This is a genomic window from Desulfosporosinus sp. Sb-LF, assembly GCF_004766055.1.
Classification (GTDB): Bacteria; Bacillota; Desulfitobacteriia; order Desulfitobacteriales; family Desulfitobacteriaceae; genus Desulfosporosinus.
Genome location: NZ_SPQR01000004.1, coordinates 65359 through 90059, shown reverse-complemented (window position 1 = coordinate 90059; position 24701 = coordinate 65359). Strand labels below are relative to the sequence as shown.

Here is a 24701-nt window from a genome sequence, read left to right as displayed (position 1 = left end):
AGGAACTTTATCTTTTTTCCATGCTATAATAAACCAACATGTCCTTTGAATGGAGTGATTTATTTTGGGTTTCCGTTTCGTATTTGGCCGAGCCGGAAGTGGCAAAAGCACCCTATGTCTTGAAGAAATCCGTGCTGAATTGCGGATTGAGCCTTGGGGAGAGCCTCTAATCCTCCTCGTCCCTGAGCAATCAACTTACCAGATGGAAGTGGCCCTGGCCAACACACCCGATTTAGGTGGAAGTTTACGAGCCCAGGTTTTGAGCTTTCGGCGGCTAGGGTGGCGTATTTTTTCTGAAACCGGGGGAGGGCAAAAAGTTCTGATTGGTGTAACAGGCAAACGGATGCTCCTTCATCGAATTCTTTTGAAGCATCGTCTTCAATTTAAAGCATTTGCACGCTCTGCCACCCGGCCAGGCATGGCAGAGCTCCTTACTCAAGCGATTGGAGAATTCAAAACATACAGGATTACTTCGAACGATTTACGACACGTTAAAAATACGACTGAAATTTTAACCGATAAACTCCAAGACTTGGCTCTCATATATGAAGAATTCCAAGCAGCATTAGGTCAGGGAGTCCGTGACCCTGATGATGAATTGGCAGTTTTAGCAGAAAAGATTCCCTTTGCACCCCTTCTTAAGGAGGCACATGTGTGGGTTGATGGGTTTACAGGATTTACTCCTCAGGAATTAGAGGTTTTAAGAACCATTATGCTCACTGCCAAAGAAGTGGTTATGACATCCCCACTAGATCCTTCTTTGTTTGCCAAGGAACGTCAAATAGAAGCGGGAATCTTTAACGCGGGCGAGGAATTATTCACGGGACCTTGGCAAACTTATCAAGATCTACTTCGAATGGCATCGGAAGCTGATACCCTTTTACATTCTCCCACCGTTCTTCAAAGTTCGAAACGATATAAGCATCCCTGGCTTTGGCATTTGGAAAAGTACTTCTCTGTGTTTCCAACCGTTGCTTACGAAGAGGCTCTAACTCCGACCCCCTTTGGTACAGGTACAAGCCTTACTATAGATGAATCCGCTAATGCTGCTGGAAGTTCACTTGGCGTAGGAATCCAAATCTTGTCAGCCGTCAACCGGCGTGCAGAAGTGGAAGGAGTTGCGCGGGAACTACGGTCTTTGGCCAGGGACGAAGGATTAAGCTGGAATGAAATGGCGGTCATGACTCGCGACATCTCAGGTTATCATGAGCTGATATCCCAGATATTTACGTCCTATGAGATTCCGCATTTTTTAGATCATAAACGTTCTGTTCTTCATCATCCGTTGATTGAGTTGGTGCAATCCATCTCTGAAGTGGTGGAAAGCCATTGGGCTTATGAACCCCTTTTTCGGTGTTTGAAGACCGATTTTTTCCCACTTTCAAGGGATGCCATCGATCGTCTAGAAAACTACGTACTCGAACACGGGATACATGGAGAGGGCTGGAACAATAACATTGCCTGGCGATACCATCGTCAATGGTCTCTAGGACAAAGCGAGGATCAAAGGGCCTCTGAGCTCAAATTCCAATCTGAGCTGAATATCACTCGACAAATTGTTTATGACCTTATGGCCGAATTTGTTCAAGGGGTCTCACCACGCGGCAAAGCTGGGGTATTAACGGTACGGGAGATTACTGAAAATTTGTATGCTTTCTTAGAAAGGCTTGCTGTTCCAGCAACTTTGAAAAAGTGGTCGCAAAACGCCCAAGAGGAAGGAGTACTCAACGAAAGCAAACTACACGAACAAATTTGGGAAGCCGTGATCCAGGTTTTGGATGAAATTGTCTCAGGATTAGGAGACGAATGTTTGGAGCTTGAAGAGTATGCCTTAATTCTTGCATCTGGGCTTGAAGGGATCGAACTCGGGCTGATTCCCCCCGGGCTTGATCAAGTTTTGGTGGGCTCGTTGGAGCGTTCGCGAAACCCAGAAGTCCGGGTCCTCTATCTCCTTGGAGCTAATGAAGGAGTTCTTCCTGCCCGTCCTACCGTCGATGGCGTCCTCGACGCAGAAGAAAGGGAGCAATTAGAAAAGGGCGGAGTCGCACTTGCACCCAAAGGAAAAGCCCAAATGTACGAAGAACAATTCTTTATCTATACAGCTCTCACTCGGGCTACAGAAAAGCTTGTGGTTTGTTATCCACTAACCGATGAAGAAGGAAAAGGATTGACGGTTTCGCCTGTTGTTACACGACTTACCCACCTTTTCCCAACAATTTCTGAGTGTTTTCTGGGGAACCAAGAGGAGATCAATCGCATCAGTCAGCCGGATTACGCCCTTCAGATCTATGCCGAACAACTTTGCGCTCTGCGTCAAGGAGAACCTCTTTCCCCTCTTTGGGAAGCCACAGAAACGTGGCTTACCAAAGACCCCATACGACAAAATCAAACAAAGCAGTTGCGAGCCAGTCTTTTGACCCAAAATCAAGAAGACAGAATTCAACGCCCCCTGGCACGCCGTTTATACGGTAAACGCTTGAAGGCAAGTATTTCCCGTTTAGAACAATTTGCTAAGTGTCCTTTTGGACATTATGCTCGTTACGGTCTGAAGTTGCGCGAAAGACCAACCTACAAGCTATCAAGCCCAGATATGGGGGAATTCTTTCACGCCCTCTTGCATGATTTCGCCATTCAATTACAGGAACGGGGCTTGGCTTGGGGAAAATTGACGAAGGAAGAATCTTGGGCGCTCGTCGGTGAACTGGCGGATAAGTTAGCCCCAGGTCTTCAGCATGAAATCCTCCAGAGTAGCGCCCGCTATCGTTATTTAACTCATAAACTTAAACGAACCGTTCATCACGCTGTGCGAGTGCTTGCAGAGCATGCCCGCCAAGGGGTATTTATTCCGATTCAGCTGGAAGTGAGTTTTGGCCCAAATGAGACGCTCCCTGGAGTCGAGATTCCGTTAACAGAGGATGATTCCCTTCTTTTATGCGGTCAAATTGACCGTGTAGATGCTGCGTTCTTGGATGGTCAAGTGTATTTGCGCATTATCGACTACAAATCCCGCGAACTATCCTTAGCCTTAGATACAATTTATTATGGGCTAAATCTTCAATTGCTTACTTACCTAAATGTCGCATTACAGGGAGCAGAGGTCTTGATAAATACGACTTCGGCTATGCCTTCACTAGGCGAAACAAGTCCACCTACCCCTCATTACGAGGTTGCTACAGGAATAGACAATCCCTCACTTAAAAAAAATCCTGCGGGTTTTCTGTATTTTCCTGTACTAGAACCTCAGCTAGAAGAAAAAATACCTCTTAGTTCAGAAGAGCTGGAACAACGCCGCGTCAAAGCTGTCAAGGTCAGCGGATATTTTTTAGCTAATCCTAGGGTATTGGAAGCCATGGATTCTTCCTTTTCAACAGGGCAATCTGATTTACTTGGGCTCAAATTGAAAAAGGACGGTAATTTCAAAAAAGGATCAAATGTTCTGACCGAAGATCAATTTTCTCAGCTTAGTAACTATCTTCATCAGTGGTTTCGACGGACGGGCGAAGAAATATTAGACGGTGATATCTCCCTTTCTCCATACAGACAAGGGAAGAGAACAGGATGCCAGTATTGTTCGTATAAACCCGTATGCCACTTTGATCCCTTCTTACCAGAAAACCAATACCGAGACCTACCAGCGATAAAACAAGAGGAGGTGTGGAGACGCCTAGAAGGTATGGAGTTAAACGATTCATTGCCCACGCCAAATGCCGCCTCCTTAACTAAAACAAACGCATCCAACTTAAACTGGCTAGGGGAAGAGCAAGAGGAGTTCGCAGAAGAGAAGGAACCAACGTTGAAAGGAGATCTAGCGTGAGTAAACCGCAATGGACGCCTGGGCAACTCGCTGCCATGACGTTGCGAGGTAAACTCTTAGTAGCTGCTGCAGCTGGTTCGGGTAAGACGGCTGTACTTGTAGAACGGTTAATCCGTCGCATCACAGACCCTGATGAACCCATAGATGTCGATCGTTTTCTTGTGGTTACCTTCACTAAAGCAGCTGCGAATGAAATGAGGGAGAGAATCGGTAAAGCCTTAGACAATGCATTATTTTCCGAGCATGAAACTTGTGAAATCGAGCGTCTCCTTCACCAGCGCACCCTTCTTCAGAGGGCAAATATTACGACCTTGCATTCGTTCTGTTTAGAGCAAATCAGGAAGTATTTTTACCAGCTTGAACTTGATCCAGCGTTCCGGGTTGCGGATCAAGCAGAGGCAGATATTTTGCGCCAAGACGTGGTTGAAGAGCTCTTTGAAACCCTATATGAACAAGAAGAGCCCTCATTTTTGAAACTCGTCGATGCTTTCGGCTCGGATCGTGATGACCAACCATTGATGGAACATGTTATGCGCCTTTATACGTTTGCGTATAGTCAACCCCAGCCGGAAGTGTGGTTGAGTGAACTTGATAAGGCCTATGTTTGGAATGATATTGAATCTATGATGCAAAGCGAATGGGGCCAAGCCGTTCGTCAAGGACTAGTGGACCTTGTGTCAGAAAGTATAAGCTTACTCGAACGAGCTGAACAAATCGCTCAGCGTCCAGACGGACCAGCCCTCTACGCTGGAACATTACAAGACGATTTAGCTCGAGTCCGGTTGCTGAACCGCGCATTATTAGAAGGGAATTGGGCTCAAGTCGAGGCACAGTTTCAATCCGCAATTAATTACCCCAAACTCCCGTCTGCACGCTCCAAGGCAAAGAAGAATTCCATTGCTTTACCAGACTCATGTACCAACCATCAATCAGGTGCTGCCATTGAGCTACGGAAAATGGATGAGGTCTCGCAAAATGCGCTGCGAGAAGAGAGCAAAAAATTAAGAGATGAGGCTAAAAAGAAGCTCAATTCTTTGAAAGATGAAGTTTTTGCTTATCCCCTTGAACACCAGCTTCCTGCCTTACGAGACATAGGGACTATGGCACAGACACTCGGTCTTTTAGTTATTAAGTTTTCTCAGCTCTATGCGAAGGCAAAGGGACATCGAAACATCTTAGACTTTACGGATTTAGAGCATTTTGCACTTAGATTACTATTAGAAGAGAACGAAGCTTCTTTAATTGCTCAAGGGTTAAAAGAGTATTTTGAGGAAGTCCTTGTGGACGAATATCAGGACATCAACCCTGTACAGGAACGCATCTTGCAACTGGTATCGAGACAAGAAGAGTCCCCCAATCTCTTTATGGTTGGAGATGTAAAGCAGAGCATTTATCGTTTTCGAATGGCCGACCCCAGCTTATTTCTCGCCAAATACAGTACATTACCACATTGGTCCCCTGGTTCGCATGATGCTAAGTCTCATGCGGAAAGCGTGATTGATTTGAATCGAAACTTTCGAAGTCGTCTTGAAGTAGTGGAAGGAGTCAATTTTCTATTCCGTCAGATTATGACCAAAGGTGCAGGCGAAATTCTGTATGACGATCAAGCGGCTCTACAACACGGCGCATCCTTTGTTTCCAGACAGGATCAAATTCACACGGCGGAAGGCCCGATTGAAGTCCACCTTATTGACGCCAAAGGCATAAAAAGCTCGGTAAACGTGTTTTCCTCAGATATGAAAATGCAAGATTCGGCGACTTTGTATGAGACACATGACATGGAGGAAGAAGGACAAAGCGGTAACGACAGAACAGGTAGTGGAAAGCACGCTAGAAACATTGAGGAGGACTTAGAGTCCACCTCTTTGGAAGGTGCCTCAGGGAATGATGCGGAATTTTCCTCCGGAACTGAAGAAACCATATCTTCTGAAGATCTAGATAAGGCCCGAATCGAAGCGCGTCTGGTCAGTGAACGGATCCAACGCATGGTACAAGGGGCAGAATTTCAGATTTATAATGCAAAACTTAAGGACTTTCGCCAAATCCACTATTCAGATATCGTAATTTTGATGCGTTCCTACTCAGCAGTGGCACCAGTATATGTCGAAGAATTCCAACGAGCGGGTATTCCTGTTTATGCCGAAACGACAACTGGATATTTTGGAGCCAGTGAAGTAGAAACGATGTTGTCCCTCCTCAAAACCATTGATAACCCGCGTCTAGACATTCCTTTAGCAGCGGTCCTACGATCTCCGCTCGTCGGCCTAAACGGGAGTGAATTAGGTAAACTTCGAATGATGCTCCCCGAAGGAGACTTCTATGAAGCGTTAACCTTAGTGGCCTGGGCCGGTATGGTCGATGGGACTTTGACGCCGGAAAGAGTCAGCGAGTTTAAACAAATCTTAAATTTATACGAAGAATCCTTGCCACGACGATTTGAAAAAGCACAAGAGCTATTGGTCTCTGCCGAAGGGCTGAAGGATAAAGTTACGGAATTTTGGCTTAGACTTCAAACATGGCGAACGAGATCTCGTCGCACATCATTAGCTGATTTACTCTGGTCACTTTATGAAGAGACAGGGTACTTGGCTTATGTTGGAACCTTGCCGTCGGGGATTCAACGACAGGCCAACCTACGGGTACTCTATGACCGTGCTAGTCGCTTTGAAGCAACAAGATACCGCGGCTTGTTTCGTTTTCTCCGCTTTCTAGATCGTTACCGAGGACAAGGTAAAGATATGGGAAATGCCCGCGCTCTAGGAGAAAATGAGAATGTCGTTCGTTTGATTACGGTTCACGCCAGCAAAGGATTGGAATTTCCAGTTGTGTTTGTTGTCGGACTGGGACGTACGTTTAATACTCAAAGCCTCAAAGGTAAAATGCTTCTCCACTCCAAATTAGGTCTAGGTATGCCAATCATTGATGTGGACAACAATGTTCGTTATCCCTCTTTGATTCAATACGCGGTTAAGCAACGTTTAGCTCAAGAGTCTTTAGCTGAAGAGCTACGTATTCTTTATGTTGCCCTTACGCGTGCCAAAGAACGACTATTTCTCTATGGAAACATAGAGAACTTCGATAATACTCTTCATAAATGGCATCGCACGTCTGAATGGGGCGAGATCACCCTACCTGAAGTTCAACTTCGTAGCGCAAAATGCTTCTTGGATTGGATTGGTCCGGCTCTTGCCCGCCATCCCGAACATCTCTTCGGCGAGACTGAGAGACAGTCGGCATTATCCATACCAGAAGTCAATTCGCGCTGGGATATATATCTTCATCGAAGCTTGGCCTCAAACAATGAAAAGGGCCGAGAAGCAAATTCGGAAATGGTTATCGACAAAAGCATTAATAATTACCAGGTAGAAAATTCCTTCGAAGAAAGAAATGCAGAATCTTGGTTTTCTGAAATCAATCGTCGGTTGAGTTGGCAGTATCCACATCTTAGTTCTGTTCGGCAGGTGGCGAAAACCAGTGTCAGTGAGCTAAAACGTCAAAACAACTGGCACGCAGACGAAGAAGCAGCCTCACTTTCATCGCATATTAAACGCACTGATTTAATGAAAAGACCAAAATTTCTTCAAGCAACACAATCATTAACTGCAGCAGAGCGAGGAATAGCCTTGCACACAACTATGCAACATCTCCCTTTTAGAGAGTGGTCATCCTACTGGACAACTTTGTCTCAAACGGAACGACTCAATCATGTTAGTCAATACTTAACAATGCTTGAACAACGTGAAATTCTTAGTACAGAGCAAAAAAGCATTGTCCAACCAATACAGATTGTTCAGTCTCTAAACACCCCACTCGGAATGCGACTCTTTGGCGCCGAACAACTGCTCCGAGAAGTACCCTTTACGCTAACCTTTCCTTCTGATAATGATAGGAATATTTTGGTTCAAGGCGTCATAGATGTTGTTATTATCAGTAAGGACAAACACGATGGCAGGTACGCAGAAATTCTTGACTACAAAACAGATTCTTTTCGCACAGAAAGTGATATTGATCCAGTACAGATCTTGAGAAAGCGATACGCGTTCCAACTTTCGCTTTATGCTTTAGCAATTGAGCGCTTACTTAAAATAAGCGCAACGCATTGTACCCTGTATTCCTTTTCCTTGGGGAGCGAAATTGACATTTCGGATGAGCTTCGCAGACATATCCAAGTGCCTATGTTTACTTCACATCCTTAAGATACAACTATTCATTAGAAGGTACACTAAAACTTAATTATCATTAAAATAGAGAGGTTTTAAAAAAGTTATAAAGAAAGAAGATTCTACTGATTAAATTGGTTCAGAGTGGTATCGAGTATAAATCGTGCAACATATTTCCGTTCATGGTCATATATTTTTAAATATGCCATGAACAGAAATCCATATTGAATAATTACATGTATTTATAATATTTTGTCATTTTCGCGAAAGGAATTATTACTTATGTGTCGAATTAATACTTTGTGATCACGGTAACTATCTTTTTAATAAGGAGTAAAGTGAAGAGGTGTTGTAATGAGTCAAGATAAAATCGGTGCTGTTTTGGTAGTAGGCGCAGGGATAGCTGGTATTCAGGCTGCACTTGATTTAGCAGAGTCGGGATACTTAGTTCATTTGGTAGAAGAGTCGTCAGCAATCGGCGGAACTATGCCTATGTTGGACAAGACCTTCCCGACTAATGATTGCTCTATGTGTATTTTATCTCCTAAATTGGTTGAATGCGGACGTCATCTCAATATTCGTATTTACACTAATTCGCAAGTTATTAAGTCTGAGGGTGAAGCAGGAAACTTTAAAGTAACCATTAAACAGAAGGCCCGGTATATTGATACGGACAAATGTACAGGTTGTGGAGCATGCGCTGAATCTTGCCCAGTAAAAGTCGATGATGAATTTAATCAGAGTTTAGGAAAACGCAAGGCTGCTTACAAACAGTATTCTCAAGCTTTCCCTAATGCCTATGCAATTGATGAAAAGGTTTGTTTATATCAGACACGTGGCAGAGCACAAGGTAAAGAAATTTGCAAAAAATGTGTTAAGGCGTGCCAAGCCGGTGCAATAGACCACCTCATGGAAGACAAAGAGATTAGTGTAGAAGTGGGTTCCATGATTCTCAACCCCGGCTTTAAAGTATTTGATGCGTCAAGACTGGATTATTATGGATATGGAAAGATCAAAAGTGTTGTTACCAGCTTGGAATTTGAGCGTCTTCTAAGTGCCTCTGGACCCTTTGATGGACATTTGGTAAGACCTTTCGACCAAAAAGAACCCCAGAGAATTGCCTGGATTCAGTGTGTTGGATCGAGAAATGCCAAAATTGATAATAATTATTGTTCTGGTGTTTGCTGTATGTACGCTATCAAAGAAGCGGTTATTGCCAAAGAACATAGCCATATTCCCGTGGATACTACGATCTTCTATATGGATATGAGAACGCCCGGCAAAGATTTTGAAAAATATTATGAGAATGCTAAGAATCAGCATCATGTTAATTTCATTCGTTCTCGTATATATGAAGTAACCGAGGCTACCGATGGCTCAGGTGATGCAGTCATAAGATATTCTACTGAAGATGGGCAAATAGCTACTGAACAATACGATCTAGTTGTCCTTTCAGTTGGTATAGAGCCCGGAGATAGTTCTAAAGAATTAGCTAAATTATTAGATCTTCAGGTTAATAAATATGGATTTGCTGTGCTAGAACCGCTAACTGGTGTGAATACTTCCAAAGAAGGTGTTTTCGCAGCTGGAGCCTTTAGCGGACCTAGAGATATTCCGGAAACAGTCATGCAAGCCAGTGCCGCTGCTGGAGCAGCTTCCGCTCTGTTAGCTGAAGAACGTGGAAGCCTTGTCAGTGAAAAGCAATATCCACCTGAACTACAAGTTGCAGGAGATATTATTCGGACTGGGGTATTTATTTGTCACTGTGGTGTGAATATCGGTAGTGTTGTGGATGTACCTGCAGTCGTTGAATTTGCAAAGACCCAACCTACAGTAGTATACGCCAGTGATAAAATCTATGCTTGTTCCCAGGATGCCCAAAACTCCATGAGAGCTTTGATTAGTGAACATAAATTAAACAGAGTTGTTGTATCTTCTTGTAGTCCACGAACACATGAGCCTTTATTCCAAGAGACACTTAAAGAAGCCGGATTAAATGCACACTTGTTTGATATGGCCAATATTCGTGACCAATGCTCCTGGGTTCACATGAATGATCATGAACAAGCTACTGAAAAGGCTAAAGATCTAACTAAGTTAGCGATTATTCGCGCTTCAATGCAGCAGCCAGTTCAACCAATATTCATGAATATGAATCACGCCGCCTTAGTAATCGGGGGTGGGGTAGCGGGAATGACGAGTGCCCTGTCTTTGGCTGATCAAGGGTATGAAGTTCATCTGGTAGAGAAAGAGAATGCTTTGGGCGGTGTTGCCAGAAGATTCTCAACCGGTTTCAGAGGGGAAGATATGAAAGCCTTTGTTGCCGAACAAATAGAAAAATTAAGCAAACATCCGAAAGTTAAACTCCATATCGGTGTGGGAGTTAAAGATGTTGGAGGCTTCTTAGGTAGCTTTACAACAACGTTGAATGATGGAGAAAAAATTGAACACGGCGTAGCTATTCTAGCTATTGGTGGTCAAGAATATAAGCCAAAGGAATATCTTTACGGCCAAGATGCTCGTGTAATGACACAAATTGAGTTGGATGAAGCTTTAGTTAGTCATGATTCTAAAGTGGAAAATGCTCAGAACTATGTCTTTATCCAGTGCGTTGGCTCACGTTGTGAAGAAAATCCCTATTGCAGTCGTACTTGCTGTACTAAATCCGTCAAATTAGCTCTAAAGGTTAAAACTAAGAATCCTGCGGCTAATGTATTCATCCTATATCGTGATATGCGCACCTATGGCTACTTTGAAGAGGATTATGAACTTGCAAGACGAATTGGGGTAATCTTCGTTCGCTATAGTGAGAATGAAAAGCCTGTCATTAACAAAGAAGGGGACACCTTAGTTGTAACAGTAAGGGATCATGTTTTAGATCGACCCCTTGAAATTGAAGCAGATGTTGTTTGTTTAGCTGCAGCAATTAAAGCTCCTGAAGACGGCAAGAAGCTCTCCAAATGGTTCAAAATCCCCCTAAATAGTGATGGCTTCTTCTTAGAAGCGCATATGAAATTAAGACCTGTCGATTTCAGTACCGATGGTGTATTCATGGCAGGTATTGCTCATAGTCCCAAAAATATGGAAGAGGTTATTGCGCAAGCCAAAGCTGCCGCTGGACGTGCAGGTGTGGCATTGTCTAAGGAACAGGTTGAGTCGGCAGGGTTAAATGCGTTCGTTGATAAACGCAAATGTACTGCTTGTGGTACTTGTGAAGCTGTTTGTTCGGCTAAAGCCGTTTCGGTTGATCTTGTTAACCACGCTGCTGTCGTTAACGACGCACTGTGCAAAGGGTGTGGAGCTTGTGCTTCAAGCTGCCGTTGCGGTGCCATCAGTCTCAGAGGGTGTACCAATGAGCAAATTGTGCAAATGTTAAATTCCCTATAAATTGAATAATTATGGGAAGGTAGATGATTATGGCAGAAAGTCAGGTAAATGTATCCCAGCCAGAAACTAATGAGTTTAAGCCAAAAATTGCTGCTTTCTTGTGTAACTGGTGTAGTTATGCAGGAGCCGATCTCGCCGGAGTAGGCAGAATTCAATATCCAGCATCGATTCGAACAATCAGGGTCCCATGTTCAGGAAGAATCAATCCTTTATATGTCTTAAAAGCAATGGCTAACGGGGCAGATGGAGTCTTAGTCTCTGGTTGCCACCCTGGAGATTGCCATTATATAAGTGGGAATTATGTAGCTCGAAGGAAATTTGCTCTTATCCAGTCTCTATTAAAACATGTTGGTTTAGAAGAAGGCCGAGTGAATTTCTCCTGGGTATCCGCCGCAGAAGGTGGTCGATTTGCTGAAGTTGTCAAAGGGGTTACTGAACGAGTGACAGCTCTGGGACCCAATAATGGCGTATTTAAAGTCGCAGACGGGGGGGGAACGGATGAATAGCATCATTAGTGATATCCGAGAAACAGCCCGTCAATTACTGGCTGACGGGAAAGTAGACGTTGTAATAGGCTATGAAAAGGGTTCCTTGCCTTTAAAAGCAACACCTTGCTTTGTTCGTTCTCCTCAAGATGCTGATAAGTTAATCTGGGATGAAACGTGTGAGAACAACCTGGCGGCATTTGCTACGAAAACCGCCGGAAAAAAAGCTATTGTTGCAAAAGGTTGCGACAGCAGAGCTTTAGTTGTACTCATGCAAGAAAATCAGTTGGTAAAAGATGATTTGTACGTTATCGGTGTTTCTTGCCAAGGTGTCATCGATAAGAAGAAAATCGAGGCGGAAACAGGCGAAATACTTGAAGCTATCATTGCAGAAGGAAAACTATCCGTTAAAGGCATTGCATGTGATAAAGAATTTAATTTCATTGACGTAAAAGATGCTACTTGCCAAACCTGCCGATATCCAAACCCAGTCATCGAAGACATTCATATTGGTGGATCTGTAGAAGTTCCTCAACAAACCGTAGCCTTTGCTGATGTCATTGAAATGGAAAACAGAACTGATAGCGAGCGGCAAGCATATTTTCAAGAACAAATGAAAAAATGTATTCGCTGTTATGCTTGTCGTAATGCTTGTCCAATGTGCTACTGTTCGGAATGCTTTGTTGATTGTAATTCTCCTAAGTGGCTGACAGGCGGAGTTGATCGCGCAGAAAATCTCCTTTTCCAAGCTGGACGTGTCCTACATTTGGCCGGACGGTGTGTCGATTGCGGTGCGTGCAGCCGCGCCTGCCCGCAAGGTGTTGATATTAGGGCTTTGAACCGTAAGCTCACCAAAGATGTCTCAGAAATGTATCACCACGAGGCTGGCATCAGCGAAGAAGTCAAACCAGCTCTTAATGTATATAGTGCGGATGATCCAGAAGCGTTCTTGGTAAAGGAGTGAGGTGAAGAGATGAAGATAAGTAAAGAAAAATTTGGCCAATCATTCGATGCCTTAACCGCTGATTACCAAATAATTGCTCCAATCGCTGATGTAAATGGAGTTAATTACCAAGTGGTAAAGAATTTTTCCGAGGTCAAACAGGATTATCTGAATTCCAAACTCCCTCCAAAATCCTTCCTTTTTCCTCAGCACGAAAAGCTCTTGTCTTATAAAAAAGAAGGCAAAGATGTAATTGTTAAGAACGAACTTAAGGTAGGAAAAACAGTTCTATTTGGAATCAGACCGTGTGATGCAAAAGGCATGCTACTTCTAGATAAAGTATTCAAAAATGACGCGTATACGGATCCTTATTATTTTGAGCGTCGTGATAATACAGTCGTTATTGGGGTTGCCTGTAATAAAATTGCGCCTACTTGTTTTTGCTCTTCTATGGGCATTTCCCCTTCCAGCAGTGAAGGTTCAGATATCTTTCTGATAGACCTAGGGGATTCCTACCAAGTAGAAGCGGTTACTGAAAAAGGGAAAGCAATTGCTGCAAGTTTAGTTGAACTCGTTGAACTAACTACAGAAGAGCAGGCCCAAGTCGACACTATCAAGAATGCGCAAACCACGAGCAAAGTTGATGTCGCTACCATCACAAGTAAACTAGGAACTATGTTCAATCATGCCTATTGGGATACTCTCCAAGAGAAATGCATAGGCTGCAATGCTTGCTCGTTCTCTTGTCCTACCTGCCATTGTTTCGATATTTCCGAGGAAGTGCGTAAGAATGAAGGAACCCGAGTGCGAACATGGGATGGTTGCATGTCGCCCCTCTTTACTCTGCACGGTTCCGGTCATAACCCAAGAAATAAGCACGAAGCCCGTTGGCGCCAGCGAATGATGCACAAGTTCAACTATTTTGTCCAAAACAATGGGGATATTGCTTGCGTAGGCTGTGGTCGCTGCATTAAAAGTTGCCCAGTCAATTTGGATATACGCCAGGCCATTGATGGGGTCAACAAAGCAGAATTGGTGGTGGAATAATGGAACAGAATCCTTATATCCCTATTAAGATGAGACTTGCTAAAAACTTAGTAGAAACCGAAGATAGAAACATCAATACCTTCACGCTGGAGTTTTTAAATAAGGAAGATGAGGAAAACTTCAAGTATATGCCAGGCCAGTTCGCTGAACTGAGTGCCTTTGGTTACGGAGAAGCTCCTTTTGGAATCGCAACATCACCAACTGAGCCCGGAGTTCTAAAGTTTTCTGTTGCTAAAGTTGGGTGCGTATCTAATGCCTTACACCTTATGGAAGAAGGAACTATGGTCGGTGTAAGAGGACCAATGGGTAATTACTATCCTCTTGAAGAGTTTAAAGGAAAAAATCTCGTCATTATCGGTGGAGGTTTTGCTTTTACCACTCTCCGTTCGTTAGCCGTCTATATGTTAGATGAAAAACATCGTGGGGACTATGGCGATATAACAGTAATTTACGGTGCCAGAAATCCAGGATTGTTGCTCTACAAAGATGAATTAGCCGAGTGGGAGAACAATCCTAATATTAACCTTGTAACCACGATTGACCGACCTGCAGAAGGATGGACAAAACACGTAGGTTTTATTCCATCCATCACCGAGCAAATAGCTCCTTCTTCAGTAGACACCTATGCAGTTGTGTGCGGACCACCTGCCATGATTAAATTTACTTTACCTGTTTTAGAAAAATTAAATTTCCCTCCAGAGCGGATCTACACTTCTTTAGAAATGCGGATGAAGTGTGGACTAGGAATCTGTGGTCGTTGCAATATTGGTACTGAATATGTATGTAAGGATGGCCCAGTATTTTCCATGGCCCAATTAAAAGAATTACCTAACGAATATTAATTTGAAGGTCGGAGGTGATAGTAAGATGGCAGAACCCATAAGAGTAAAAAGTTTAGATCCAACCCTGCGTGACGAAGTAGCTGGATTGTTAAAAGGCTATGACTTTTCGAATTGTCTCACGTGTGGAATGTGTACTGCTGGTTGTAAGTATAGTGATTTAATTGAAGATCAGGATCCTCGTAAATTCATTCGTAAAGTAGCACTTGGAATGCGGGAAGAATTAGCTAGTGATCCTTTCACCTGGAACTGCAATATGTGTGAACGGTGTACTGTAGAATGCCCAATGGGTGTGAATATTGCTGCAATAACAAGAGCCTTCCGAGGGAAAACGCCTGTTCCTCCCGGTCATTTACAGATTATTGCCGATGATCATATACGTACGGGTAACCAAATGGCTGTAGAACAAATTGATTATGATGAGACTCTAGAATGGCTCGAGGAAGAACTTCAGAAAGAACTTAACGATCCTACTTATAAGATTCCCATCGACGTACCTGATGCAGATTTTATGTTTGGTTTTAATGCCAGAGAAGTTAAGCATTATCCGAATGAACTTCAGACAATTTTACATGTATTCGCTGCCGCCAAAGCAAATTATACATTAAGCAGTAAGCGCTGGGATGCTACCAATATTTGTTTGTTCACAGGAAAAAATGATGAATTCCAGGAAATCACACGCCCTCTCTTCGAAGAAGTAGAGCGATTAAATGCTAAAGAACTAATCGTCACAGAATGTGGTCATGCTTTCCGCTCTTGTAAAATGTTTCAGCGTAGCTTCTGGAAAGGGAAGCAATTTCCTGTACGCCACATTGTCGAGAAGTATGCAGAGTGGATTAAAGAAGACAGACTAAAGCTAGATAAAACTAAAAATCCTCTCCCTGTGACCCTTCACGATCCCTGTAATACTGTTCGTAAAGAAGGCGTCTATGAACCACAACGCTACGTTATTAAAAATGTCGTGATGGATTATCGCGAGATGAATCCTGAAGGAAAGTATAATATTTGTTGTGGAGCTGGTGGAGGAGCTTTAGCAGTCGCAGCAACCAGAGCGCAGCGTATGGCTAAAGCAAAACCTAAAGTTGATCAATTAGTGGCTACTGGTGCAAAAATAGGTTGCATTCCCTGTCATAACTGCATTGACCAGTTTAATGACATGAATAAATTCTATAAACTTGGTATGAAAATGCATCATCTGAGTACTCTAATTGAAAATGCCCTAGTTTCGGAACCTAGCGAGCCTACTACCGAATCTTAAAAATTTGTAATGCATGCGGAAGCCCCGACTGCGATAATACGCGGTACGGGGCTTTCTTTTGTTCATATTACTGATCTTCATAAACAAAAGCCTTCGACCAACAATACATGCACCCCTCGACAAAGATTTAGGCAATAAAGAATGTGCTTTGTTTATTCTATATCTATATTCGTATAATCCTTATCATAAAATATTTAAATATTAAACTCGTAAAATTACCATTAGTTTAATTAATTGAAGCTGAAAATGATGACTCTTTAAAAACAGTTTGGACATCGAAGAGAGTCATCTACAAGAATTGAAATCAAGGTAACAATTATAGCGCTAGCCATATTGCATGCTCGGTTTCATTCAATCCAAGCGTGGTTAGCAAATATTCGTAGCTTATTTTAATTATAAGTTGAAGGTTATTATCAGTTTAACGGAGTTCATGAGTTATCCAGTTGAAAACCTTGGTGATAAAATATCTAACTGTAGTTGATCCAATCATGGTAGATAAAATAGGGAAAGCCTCAAAAAAAATTGCGATCCTTTTATAGACTTTGAAAGCATCCAGATAAAATCTTTCTGTTCATTTGAACATATATAGACTTAAGAAGGAGTAACAGGGTCTTGTACGATTGAAAATATGCATTATATGACAAACTTGCTTGGTCATAACAATGTAACCATAATATATAATGATTGCATTGTTATTGACTGTTTATTGACACAATGGTAATCTTCATTTGTTAGGAAACTATATACTGTTTCCGCAATATGAATATAACAAAGCCAAAAAGTATAGGTAATTTGTATATCAGTTTGTGCCTTAAGGGACAAGAGAGAGCAGTTTTGCAGTTATATCGAAAGGCGGGATTCGCATTGTACAACTCAACACTCAATAATAATTCGTTTGTTGTCAAGATGGCAAAGGAGACTGGAGAAAGAACTTATCCGATTTGGCTATTAGTTAATCCAAAACATCCTGCTGTTCGCCATTTCGTTTGGACACCTGTATTATCTGAGATACAGGACAAGGTATATAGAAAACTAAATAAGAGAATTGATACTACTAATATTTTTATTAGAAATGCTGTAAGTGACAGTAGCATAGTTCCCAATACACAAAACTGGTGGGGAGCTGAAGTTACCAAGGAAATCCAATTATTCAGAGAAATAGCTCTTGAACATAAGCCAAAGATACTCATTTCTTTCGGTGCATTTCCATATGAATTTGTGAGAAGAGTCTATGAGATCAAACCCGAGAAAGGGCCTAAAGCTTGGGGTAATTCTAATTTAGGAGATGAATTTGGAAGATCAATAGAAAACTTTGATATTAATAAAACTAATAGAATCCCCTTACTTCGCCGAGTGATAGAGAGTGGTAAGTTCATAGATGATCACGACAATAACTACCAGACAAATGGAGAAAATGAAAATTACTTTCATTACGTTGGGTCAAAAATTGCAGATAAAATTATTGAGAACAAAGATAGCCTTAATATATGGATTAGATAACCTAGACCCAGTCCATTTAGTTACAGACGCATTCCTGTATACAGAGATGATTCATCCTCGGCGCATTCGACACTCGGTACGTCTTGTGACGTCGCAGGTGCGATGCTCTTTGCCATTCATGTCACTGAGGCAATGCCATCCATGGACAATCCTTCGGCGTGATTTAACACTTTATTTTCTACATCATAGTACGCAAATTCCTCTAACAGGCTCTTTGTATTCGTTTGCCTTTTGCAGTGAACATAGCAAGTTGGTCTAGCCCTAAAGAAAGAAGTGAAAACATTATGCATATTACTGATTATGAGCTTGCATTGAGATTATTATTATCGTGTGTTTTTGGTGGAATAATTGGATACGAAAGAGAACGTAATGGAAGCACAGCAGGCTTTAGAACCCATAGTTTAGTTTCTTTGGGTTCAACTCTAATTATGGTTTTATCAATTTACGGATTCTCAGATTTCACTTCAGTAAATAAAGATCCTGCTCGTTTAGCTGCCCAAGTTGTTTCAGGTATAGGATTTTTAGGAGCAGGGACTATTTTAAGAGACGGTACATCCATTAAAGGATTAACTACAGCTGCTTCTTTATGGGTTGTCTCAGCTATTGGTTTAGCAGTAGGTGCAGGATTTTACTTTTCATCTTTCCTAGCTACTTTTTTAGTTTTTATTACATTAGAGCGATTTGTTGAAAATTATTTCTTTAATAATAAGCAAATATTAAAGGTAATTACAGTAAATGGGACTTGCAAACTGAATTCAATACATAAGATTTTTGAGTCGCATAACATAATTGATCAAAACATTTCTATGACATTATTACAAGAAGAAAATGATAAAACAATGATTGAGTACACGTTGAGAACTCCATTTACACCTTTAAATATTGAGAAAATTATTGATGATATAAATGAACTTGACGGGATATATTCCGCTGAAAAACAATGACTCTCGTCAAGAGGAAACTTAAAATTGCATAGAGCTAGACAAGATTGTTCGCTGGACGGCTGAGCTTCTGGAAGAACTACGTACTAAAAGTGCCAGTAACAGGCAGTACAAACCAAGTGACATTGGCATAAATTTCCGCTTCTTTTAAGATGAAAATTCATTGATACTCTGAGTGTAATATGGTACTATACAGGTATACAAAGGTATAAAGAATAAGTGGTATTACCCCATTTTCTACACTTATTACAACGTTTTATTTTTTATTATTAAAAATGACATTTTTTTGCAAAAGTAATTAGTATTCAGTATTTGAAACGATGTTTTATTAAGTGAAACAATTATTTTCATGTCAAATGATCAATCCAATTATGAAACAAATGCAATTAAGGGAGGATATCAGTATGGCAATTTGCAGTGAAAAAAAACAAGAGGATCTCGCATGGGAAGAGTCACAACGTTCAGTTTTAAACGAGGGTCGGAGAAATAAAGAGGGTAGGTTAGCAATTAATCCAAATCCAAATCCAAACAACACATTTCGATCGAAAATAGCGCAGGCTATTGAGGCTAATGAACTTTGCTATAATTGTGAAACAGGGTTTCATTATATGAAGCAAGACAATGATTGAAGGATTGATTAACAATCAAATCCATTAATAAATAGGAATAGACTGATTGCGATAAATAATTGGAAGCCTTCCTAAAATGACAACATATAAGATACTAGAGGATTCGGTCAACTATCAAATTTCACAGTATCTTATATGTACTTCATTTAATATCGTTGAATCAGTCACGTAAGAAGAGATCCTTCAAGCTATAATAAATAAAACTAATACTATATTAATAATAGCCCAATAGATTGATGCCTGCCTAAATCAATCTATTGGGCTATTATGGTATCAACCTAAATAAAACACTATTTGTTACAAAATTTTACAATATATCTGAAGGTAATTCCTGGAGATTCATCGAAAATATATTTTAGATATGTAAAGGTATGATGTTGATATTCTTAATACTGTTACAAAAGAACATCTGCATGCCATCAACAAATTCCTGATATGATTGAACTTCAAAAATTAGAATGGAGGTAACTTGCCCGATGATTACTAGTATTTTTGATATTTGTCAAAGGGTCAATTTCGAACTAAATCTGTTTGAATTACTTAAGGGTATGTCCGTTTTGGTAATAATTACAGCGGTTGTTCTAACACTAAAAAAGATCGTTTTTACTCTTAGAAAAGAAAGTATAATAGATGAGCGTGTAAGAGAGACTAGCGCTAGAATCGCTCGAGTTGTTGCTGAAATAGAAGAAAGTAATGAATTTTTAACAGAAACAGAAGTATCGAAAACAATAATAATACAAACTTCAGGAGAACATTCAACCGAATTTGTTAAAGAAGCGATTGCAATTCAACCTAAAATGGATGATACCAAACAGACAAATACAAATACTGAAATGTTTGCGTATGCAATACAAAATATCGAGGAAGAACAAGTTCGAAGTATTCAGAAGGCTTCGGAAGGAATTCCAAAGGCAAAGAAGACCAGGGCAATGTCAATGGAGGAACGTTGGGCTGAATTCGATAAAAAGAGAGCAATGCGAAATACTGCTTAAGCAAAATTACTTTATAAGACGATTCATGCTCTATTAACATCATCAAAATAGTTAATGGAGTGATGATAGTTGATTGACGACTGCAAAATTCCACTTTCTATTTGAACTTAATCAAAGCGGCTGAACGTTTAAGTTGCTCATCTAGAACCTTAGCATAAATTCTTGTTGTTCTAGGGTCAGAATGTCCTAAGGCGTCTTGTACAATAGCAAGGTTGTCCGTTTCGCGAAGTAGTAATGTGGCAAACGTTGAACGCATTTTGTGAGCGCTAAAACCGTCTGTATTATGGCCCATTGTTTTAAGAATTGTCATATATTTTGCTATGAGATTTTGTACTGCTCTTGTGCTTATACGTTTTCCTTGCATAGAGAGAAATAATGCTTCTGATTTTCCCTGAGCATAACGTTTTCTTTCATTTTGAAGATAATCGATTAAAGCATCAGTTATTTCAGTATTAAAGTATACGACTGTTTCTTTATTTCCTTTGCGTATAAGTTCGAAGCAGCCTTTATTAAGATATGTTGTCTTGAGATTGAGATTACAAAGCTCAGATAAGCGTAAACCAGTACCAATGAAGGTTAGGAATATTGCGTAATTCCGTTTTTCTGTATAAGCATAATATTTAAGCTGTTCCTTAGACAACCCAGTTCCGTTCTGTAAAACTTCAGTAAGATCAGCAATTTGATTTGGCTCAAGAGCTTTAGGCAATTTTTGATTCGTATTTATGGGGTCTAACTTGACCGTGACATCTTTAGATATCATATCTTCACGTAGTAAATATCGATAAAGAGATTTTATTACTGCTTGTTTGCGAGCAAGTGCGCGCACTCCATTATTTCGCTCAATGCTGGCCCAGCTCAAATAAGCTTCGATATCACGATGTCCTATAGTTTCCATAAGTAATAAACTTATGGAAACAGGAACAGAGGGAAAGACAGGAATTGAATTACATAAGAACTGAAAAAACAAACGCAGTTCATTGGTATATGCATATTGTGTATTCCGGGACTTATTAATGACAGCAAGGTGATTAATATAATCTTTGGCGAAGTAGGGAAGGGTAGTAGAACTTAATGCATTAATATCTTCCATAATTACCTCCGTATTTATAAACACGAGTAAGTGGCTACTGCCATTATATATAAATAAAGTGGAATTTGAAACTATGCATTAAACACTCATCATCTAAGTGGTGCCTTTTACAGTGATCGGCTTTAGATTATGTAATAATCGGTTTATAAGCACCGCCGCGTTTTTTTATTAAGTAAAATCTCCAAAATGCTTCTATTTCCCAATTTTATGTAGATGATATATCCTTAAAGGGCAATATAAAAATGGATAAAACAATGAGCGGTTATATAGAGTATATTTAGCAATATTTTCGGAAACGACGATGACATTAGAAAAGAAACTGGAGATGGGGACGCAAAGCTTCTACTCCGGAAAGAAGAGCTTGATATCAACTAAAGCAGTGTGCCAAAAGGTGAAGTAGAGCTTGGTAAGGAAATTATATGTTCTAACGGAGCCCAGCCACAGCGAATAGATTTGTCGGAGGAACTGATTGGCGTCAGCGTAGTGACAAGGCAAAGCTATGAGCGACAATTGATAAGACAGGTGCGGAAGCACGATGACGTGTAGAGCTGACAGGTCCTAATCGGTCGACTGCTTGAGCTAACATGAGCTTCTAGGGAAGTGGCTCAAGTTCTAACGACATTTACCGCAACCGAGGTATTGATTGTTCCGGACTTACGATGAATGCATAAAAATTTTCTCAGGATATTATTATCATTAAAGACCTTAAATTCGAAAGGGGAAACATGAAGAAGAAATCAAACCTAGTTCGTAAGCCAAGAACAAGATCTCTCTTCAATTCTGGCACACGCCCCCATAAATCAAATAAAGACTACAAACGAAAAGCCAAGCATAAGCAAAACTCTTCAGAAGATGGAGAGTAGTAAAAGGAATATATTGAATTCTTGGTTATAAAGAGGCGAAAAAGTAATCATAGTCGGTTTTTACTGCGTCGGAGCGCGCTTCAGAATATGCGACGTAGCAGCAGGTAGCATTTTGAGAGCCGCTGAGGGGTTGAACGATTCCATATATATTCTTTCAAGATCCTAAAATAGACTGTTTGCTGGAACCACACATTCAGGTCATCATTGCGTGGAGTATTCACCAGCGGCGACATCGTAAGTAACCATCCATTCCGCTGGAAAAGGTGTCAACAAAAGCTTGAGGAAATTAAGAAGTTATTGCTGACTATTTGACTTTTATCACAACGAACGGATTCAGAGAACTGACACCTCTGGAGTCGAGGTATCAGTTTCTGTTGATAACCCATTGAACATGAGGCTGTCCGCAATACAGGTCTCAGTTCAAAAGAGGAGAGGAGCTTTGAAAATTTTCTTAAGTTGACCCCTTATGTCAATAAAGACTAAATTTTTAATCAACTCGCAGTACTCATCATTCTTAATTTATCCGACAGAAGTGCTATGAATTCGGAGTTCGTGGGTTTTTGGCGCTCAATATTCATGGAATATCCGAAGATTCGTTTAAGTGTATCTGTATGTCCACGTTCCCATGCTAATTCTATAGCATGACGAATCCCTCGTTCTACTCTGGTAGATGCAGTATCATATCTTTTCGCGATACCAGGATAGAGTTCTTTTGTGACTGCCCCTAGTAGGGAGACATCTTCAACCACCATTAAAATTGCATCTCTAATATATTGATACCCTTTAACATGGGCAGGAATTCCGATTTGATGCATTATTGTCGTGATTTCAGCATTAAGGTTGAGCCCACTTCTCACTGTTGATGCGATTGGAGCGGTAGATGAAAACTGAGCGTTTCCTGACACTGGAGGCGTATTCTGAGTCAAAGAGTGGATACGCTTGCTAAGAATATCCAGATCAAATGGTTTTAAAATAAAATAGTCCACTCCGAGTGTCATTGCTTGGTGTGTGAGAGATTCCTGGCCGAATGCGGTTAACATAATAACTTTGGGGCGGGTCGCCGATGTCCGAGCAATGATTCGTTCTAAAACACCTAGACCGTCTAAGTGCGGCATAATCAAGTCAAGAATTATTAGGTCCGGCTCCTGGGATAGAATGAGTTCCAAGGCTTCTATTCCATTATTCGCAACGCCGACGATACTTAAACCTTCTTGATTTTGGAGATGGTTCTGCAATGTTTTACAAATATTAAGGTTATCATCTGCGATAATTAGTTTTATTGGATTTCCCATTTCGTCAAATCCCCTTTAATATATTCCGGTTCTTAATTTAAACGATTAACCTGTCCGGTGCATTAATTATACGATACTGCGCATGTCGAAATCCTAATTAATATAGCAACTCAGAAGCGTTGGGAATGCACTGTTGAAAGCCTATCCATCATACGTTTTAGAATATCATTAAGAATAGTTCTAATCGCAAATTCTTCGTTATTTTTTTAAAATTGAATGCGAGCAACAATTTGAGTGAGTTTTTGAAAAGCCATAATTTCAATTTAGGCCTAGGCTCGATGCAATTGCTGTAACCTTTTTTGATATAACTTTCCAGTGTTAAACAACGATATATGGACAAGATATGCTCAGACACATAAACCACTAGAGATAAATCTTAATAATAAAAATATAAGGAGGACAACATCATGGCAGGAGAAAGAAATACTAATACGCCAGCAGTTCAAGGGGCTTCACAACAATTGGATCAGTTTAAGTATGAGGTAGCTAATGAAATGGGCCTTCAACTTGGTGGCGACCGTACAAGTCGTGAAAATGGTTCTGTAGGTGGCCAAATGACCAAACGCATGATTCAATTTGCAGAGGAACACCTTAAAGGCGGAAGCAAAATCTAACTTAATTTGAATTCAATTAAATATTTTCACCGAGAGTTAATAGTTATTATACTTGGTTCACAACTATATTAGCCAAATTAAAACAACTCCAACCAACGGAGAAGGGGTAATGATGTCTCTGTCAAGTAAACACATTTGAAAAAGAAACCTTAAGTGGCATGGGTTCGGTATTCAACCGGGCTCATGCCGCTTTTTAAGTGTATACGTTCATTGTTGCAGAGTCGAATATTGATGGATTAGCTCAGTCAGTTCGCAATATCTGTGTTTTTAACGAGATAGATTAACTCCAATTTAAAATAGCGAAGAAGTTCTCTATTGGTGCATTATTCATGGGCACATCACCTCCCAGTGAGCCATGTGGACGATACGTGTTGTACATGTCCATATTCGTTGATGCCCTTACGTAGCTCTCTAAGGGTGTCATTAATTGTTGATATAGATATCATCATACTTAATGCTCCTGAATGATTTCCGGTTTGTAGCGAATAAAGGCTCGCTTCAGACATGTCATAACAAAATCTTTTTGATGTGCTCGACAGCTCGCAATCCACAATGCACTGGCTATACTAGTCAATAATAATAAAGAGATACATAAATCCTTTCTCCATCTTAATACAGGTTAAATCCACACCCCACACCTGGTTTGGTCGCACTATCTTTAGATTTCTCAGCAGATAGGGTTTGACGTATTGGGCGTGGTGACGCTTGCTCAGATTAGGTTTCGGGTAGATTGTAATAATATCCATCGTTCTCATCAAACGATGTACTGGCTTATGTTTGATTAAGCCATCCCTGCAAAGTATGTCTGTAATTTTGCGATAACCGAACGTGGGATGGGCTATGTGTG

At 40.8% G+C, this 24701-nt stretch carries 16 protein-coding genes and 1 pseudogene; 14 read left to right on the top strand and 3 right to left on the bottom strand.

The window, feature by feature from the left end:
- Positions 1-64: 64 nt before the first annotated feature.
- The 12 genes from E4K68_RS06895 to E4K68_RS06840 all read left to right on the top strand — a co-directional run bounded on the left by E4K68_RS06895 (position 65) and on the right by E4K68_RS06840 (position 19995).
- The gene (locus tag E4K68_RS06895) at positions 65-3814 is read left to right on the top strand and encodes a PD-(D/E)XK nuclease family protein (RefSeq protein WP_135378205.1); all 3750 of its coding nucleotides are present in this window, start codon (positions 65-67) and stop codon (positions 3812-3814) included.
- Positions 3811-8010: a UvrD-helicase domain-containing protein gene (locus E4K68_RS06890; protein WP_135378204.1), complete on the top strand. Its 4200-nt coding sequence runs from the start codon at positions 3811-3813 to the stop codon at positions 8008-8010. The genes E4K68_RS06895 and E4K68_RS06890 overlap by 4 nt, the downstream gene beginning before the upstream one ends.
- A gap of 318 nt (positions 8011-8328) precedes the next feature.
- Positions 8329-11361, top strand: a complete 3033-nt coding sequence (locus tag E4K68_RS06885; RefSeq protein ID WP_135378203.1) for an FAD-dependent oxidoreductase — start codon at positions 8329-8331, stop codon at positions 11359-11361.
- Between the two features lie 23 nt (positions 11362-11384).
- Positions 11385-11867, top strand: coding sequence for a hydrogenase iron-sulfur subunit (locus E4K68_RS06880; RefSeq protein WP_135378202.1), 483 nt, complete (start codon positions 11385-11387; stop codon positions 11865-11867).
- The gene (locus tag E4K68_RS06875) at positions 11860-12810 is read left to right on the top strand and encodes a 4Fe-4S dicluster domain-containing protein (protein WP_135378201.1); all 951 of its coding nucleotides are present in this window, start codon (positions 11860-11862) and stop codon (positions 12808-12810) included. The genes E4K68_RS06880 and E4K68_RS06875 overlap by 8 nt, the downstream gene beginning before the upstream one ends.
- A 9-nt stretch (positions 12811-12819) precedes the next feature.
- Positions 12820-13836: a 4Fe-4S dicluster domain-containing protein gene (locus tag E4K68_RS06870; protein WP_135378200.1), complete on the top strand. Its 1017-nt coding sequence runs from the start codon at positions 12820-12822 to the stop codon at positions 13834-13836.
- Positions 13836-14678: an FAD/NAD(P)-binding protein gene (locus E4K68_RS06865; protein WP_135378199.1), complete on the top strand. Its 843-nt coding sequence runs from the start codon at positions 13836-13838 to the stop codon at positions 14676-14678. Before E4K68_RS06870 ends, E4K68_RS06865 begins: the two co-directional genes overlap by 1 nt.
- 25 nt (positions 14679-14703) lie before the next feature.
- Positions 14704-15933 (top strand): (Fe-S)-binding protein, encoded by a 1230-nt coding sequence (locus E4K68_RS06860; protein WP_135378198.1) that lies wholly within the window; start codon positions 14704-14706, stop codon positions 15931-15933.
- Positions 15934-16839: 906 nt separating this feature from the next.
- Positions 16840-17433 (top strand): hypothetical protein, encoded by a 594-nt coding sequence (locus tag E4K68_RS06855; protein WP_135378436.1) that lies wholly within the window; start codon positions 16840-16842, stop codon positions 17431-17433.
- Positions 17434-17657: 224 nt separating this feature from the next.
- Entirely contained in the window at positions 17658-18377 is a 720-nt protein-coding gene (locus tag E4K68_RS06850) for an MgtC/SapB family protein (RefSeq protein ID WP_348982843.1), read from the top strand.
- Between the two features lie 401 nt (positions 18378-18778).
- Positions 18779-19003, top strand: a complete 225-nt coding sequence (locus E4K68_RS06845; RefSeq protein WP_135378197.1) for a hypothetical protein — start codon at positions 18779-18781, stop codon at positions 19001-19003.
- 476 nt (positions 19004-19479) lie between these two features.
- Positions 19480-19995: a hypothetical protein gene (locus E4K68_RS06840; protein ID WP_135378196.1), complete on the top strand. Its 516-nt coding sequence runs from the start codon at positions 19480-19482 to the stop codon at positions 19993-19995.
- Between the two features lie 97 nt (positions 19996-20092).
- On the opposite strand, the gene E4K68_RS06835 is transcribed toward E4K68_RS06840, so the two are convergent.
- Positions 20093-21085 carry a tyrosine-type recombinase/integrase gene (locus E4K68_RS06835; protein ID WP_135378195.1) on the bottom strand — a complete coding sequence of 331 codons (993 nt, stop codon included), beginning with the start codon at positions 21083-21085 and terminating at the stop codon, positions 20093-20095.
- A gap of 381 nt (positions 21086-21466) precedes the next feature.
- Between E4K68_RS06835 and E4K68_RS20605 the strand changes: the two genes are divergently transcribed.
- Complete coding sequence (locus E4K68_RS20605) at positions 21467-21631, top strand: hypothetical protein (RefSeq protein ID WP_199241711.1); 165 nt, start codon at positions 21467-21469, stop codon at positions 21629-21631.
- Positions 21632-22439: 808 nt separating this feature from the next.
- Here the strand turns inward: E4K68_RS20605 and spo0A are convergent.
- Positions 22440-23240 carry a sporulation transcription factor Spo0A gene (gene spo0A, locus E4K68_RS06830; protein WP_135378194.1) on the bottom strand — a complete coding sequence of 267 codons (801 nt, stop codon included), beginning with the start codon at positions 23238-23240 and terminating at the stop codon, positions 22440-22442.
- A 407-nt stretch (positions 23241-23647) separates the two neighbouring features.
- On the opposite strand from spo0A, the gene E4K68_RS06825 reads away from it, so the two are divergent.
- Positions 23648-23854 (top strand): alpha/beta-type small acid-soluble spore protein, encoded by a 207-nt coding sequence (locus E4K68_RS06825; protein ID WP_135378193.1) that lies wholly within the window; start codon positions 23648-23650, stop codon positions 23852-23854.
- 280 nt (positions 23855-24134) lie between these two features.
- Here the strand turns inward: E4K68_RS06825 and E4K68_RS21015 are convergent.
- A pseudogene (locus E4K68_RS21015) lies at positions 24135-24687 on the bottom strand (DDE-type integrase/transposase/recombinase); the annotation flags it as partial.
- Between the last annotated feature and the right edge of the window lie 14 nt (positions 24688-24701).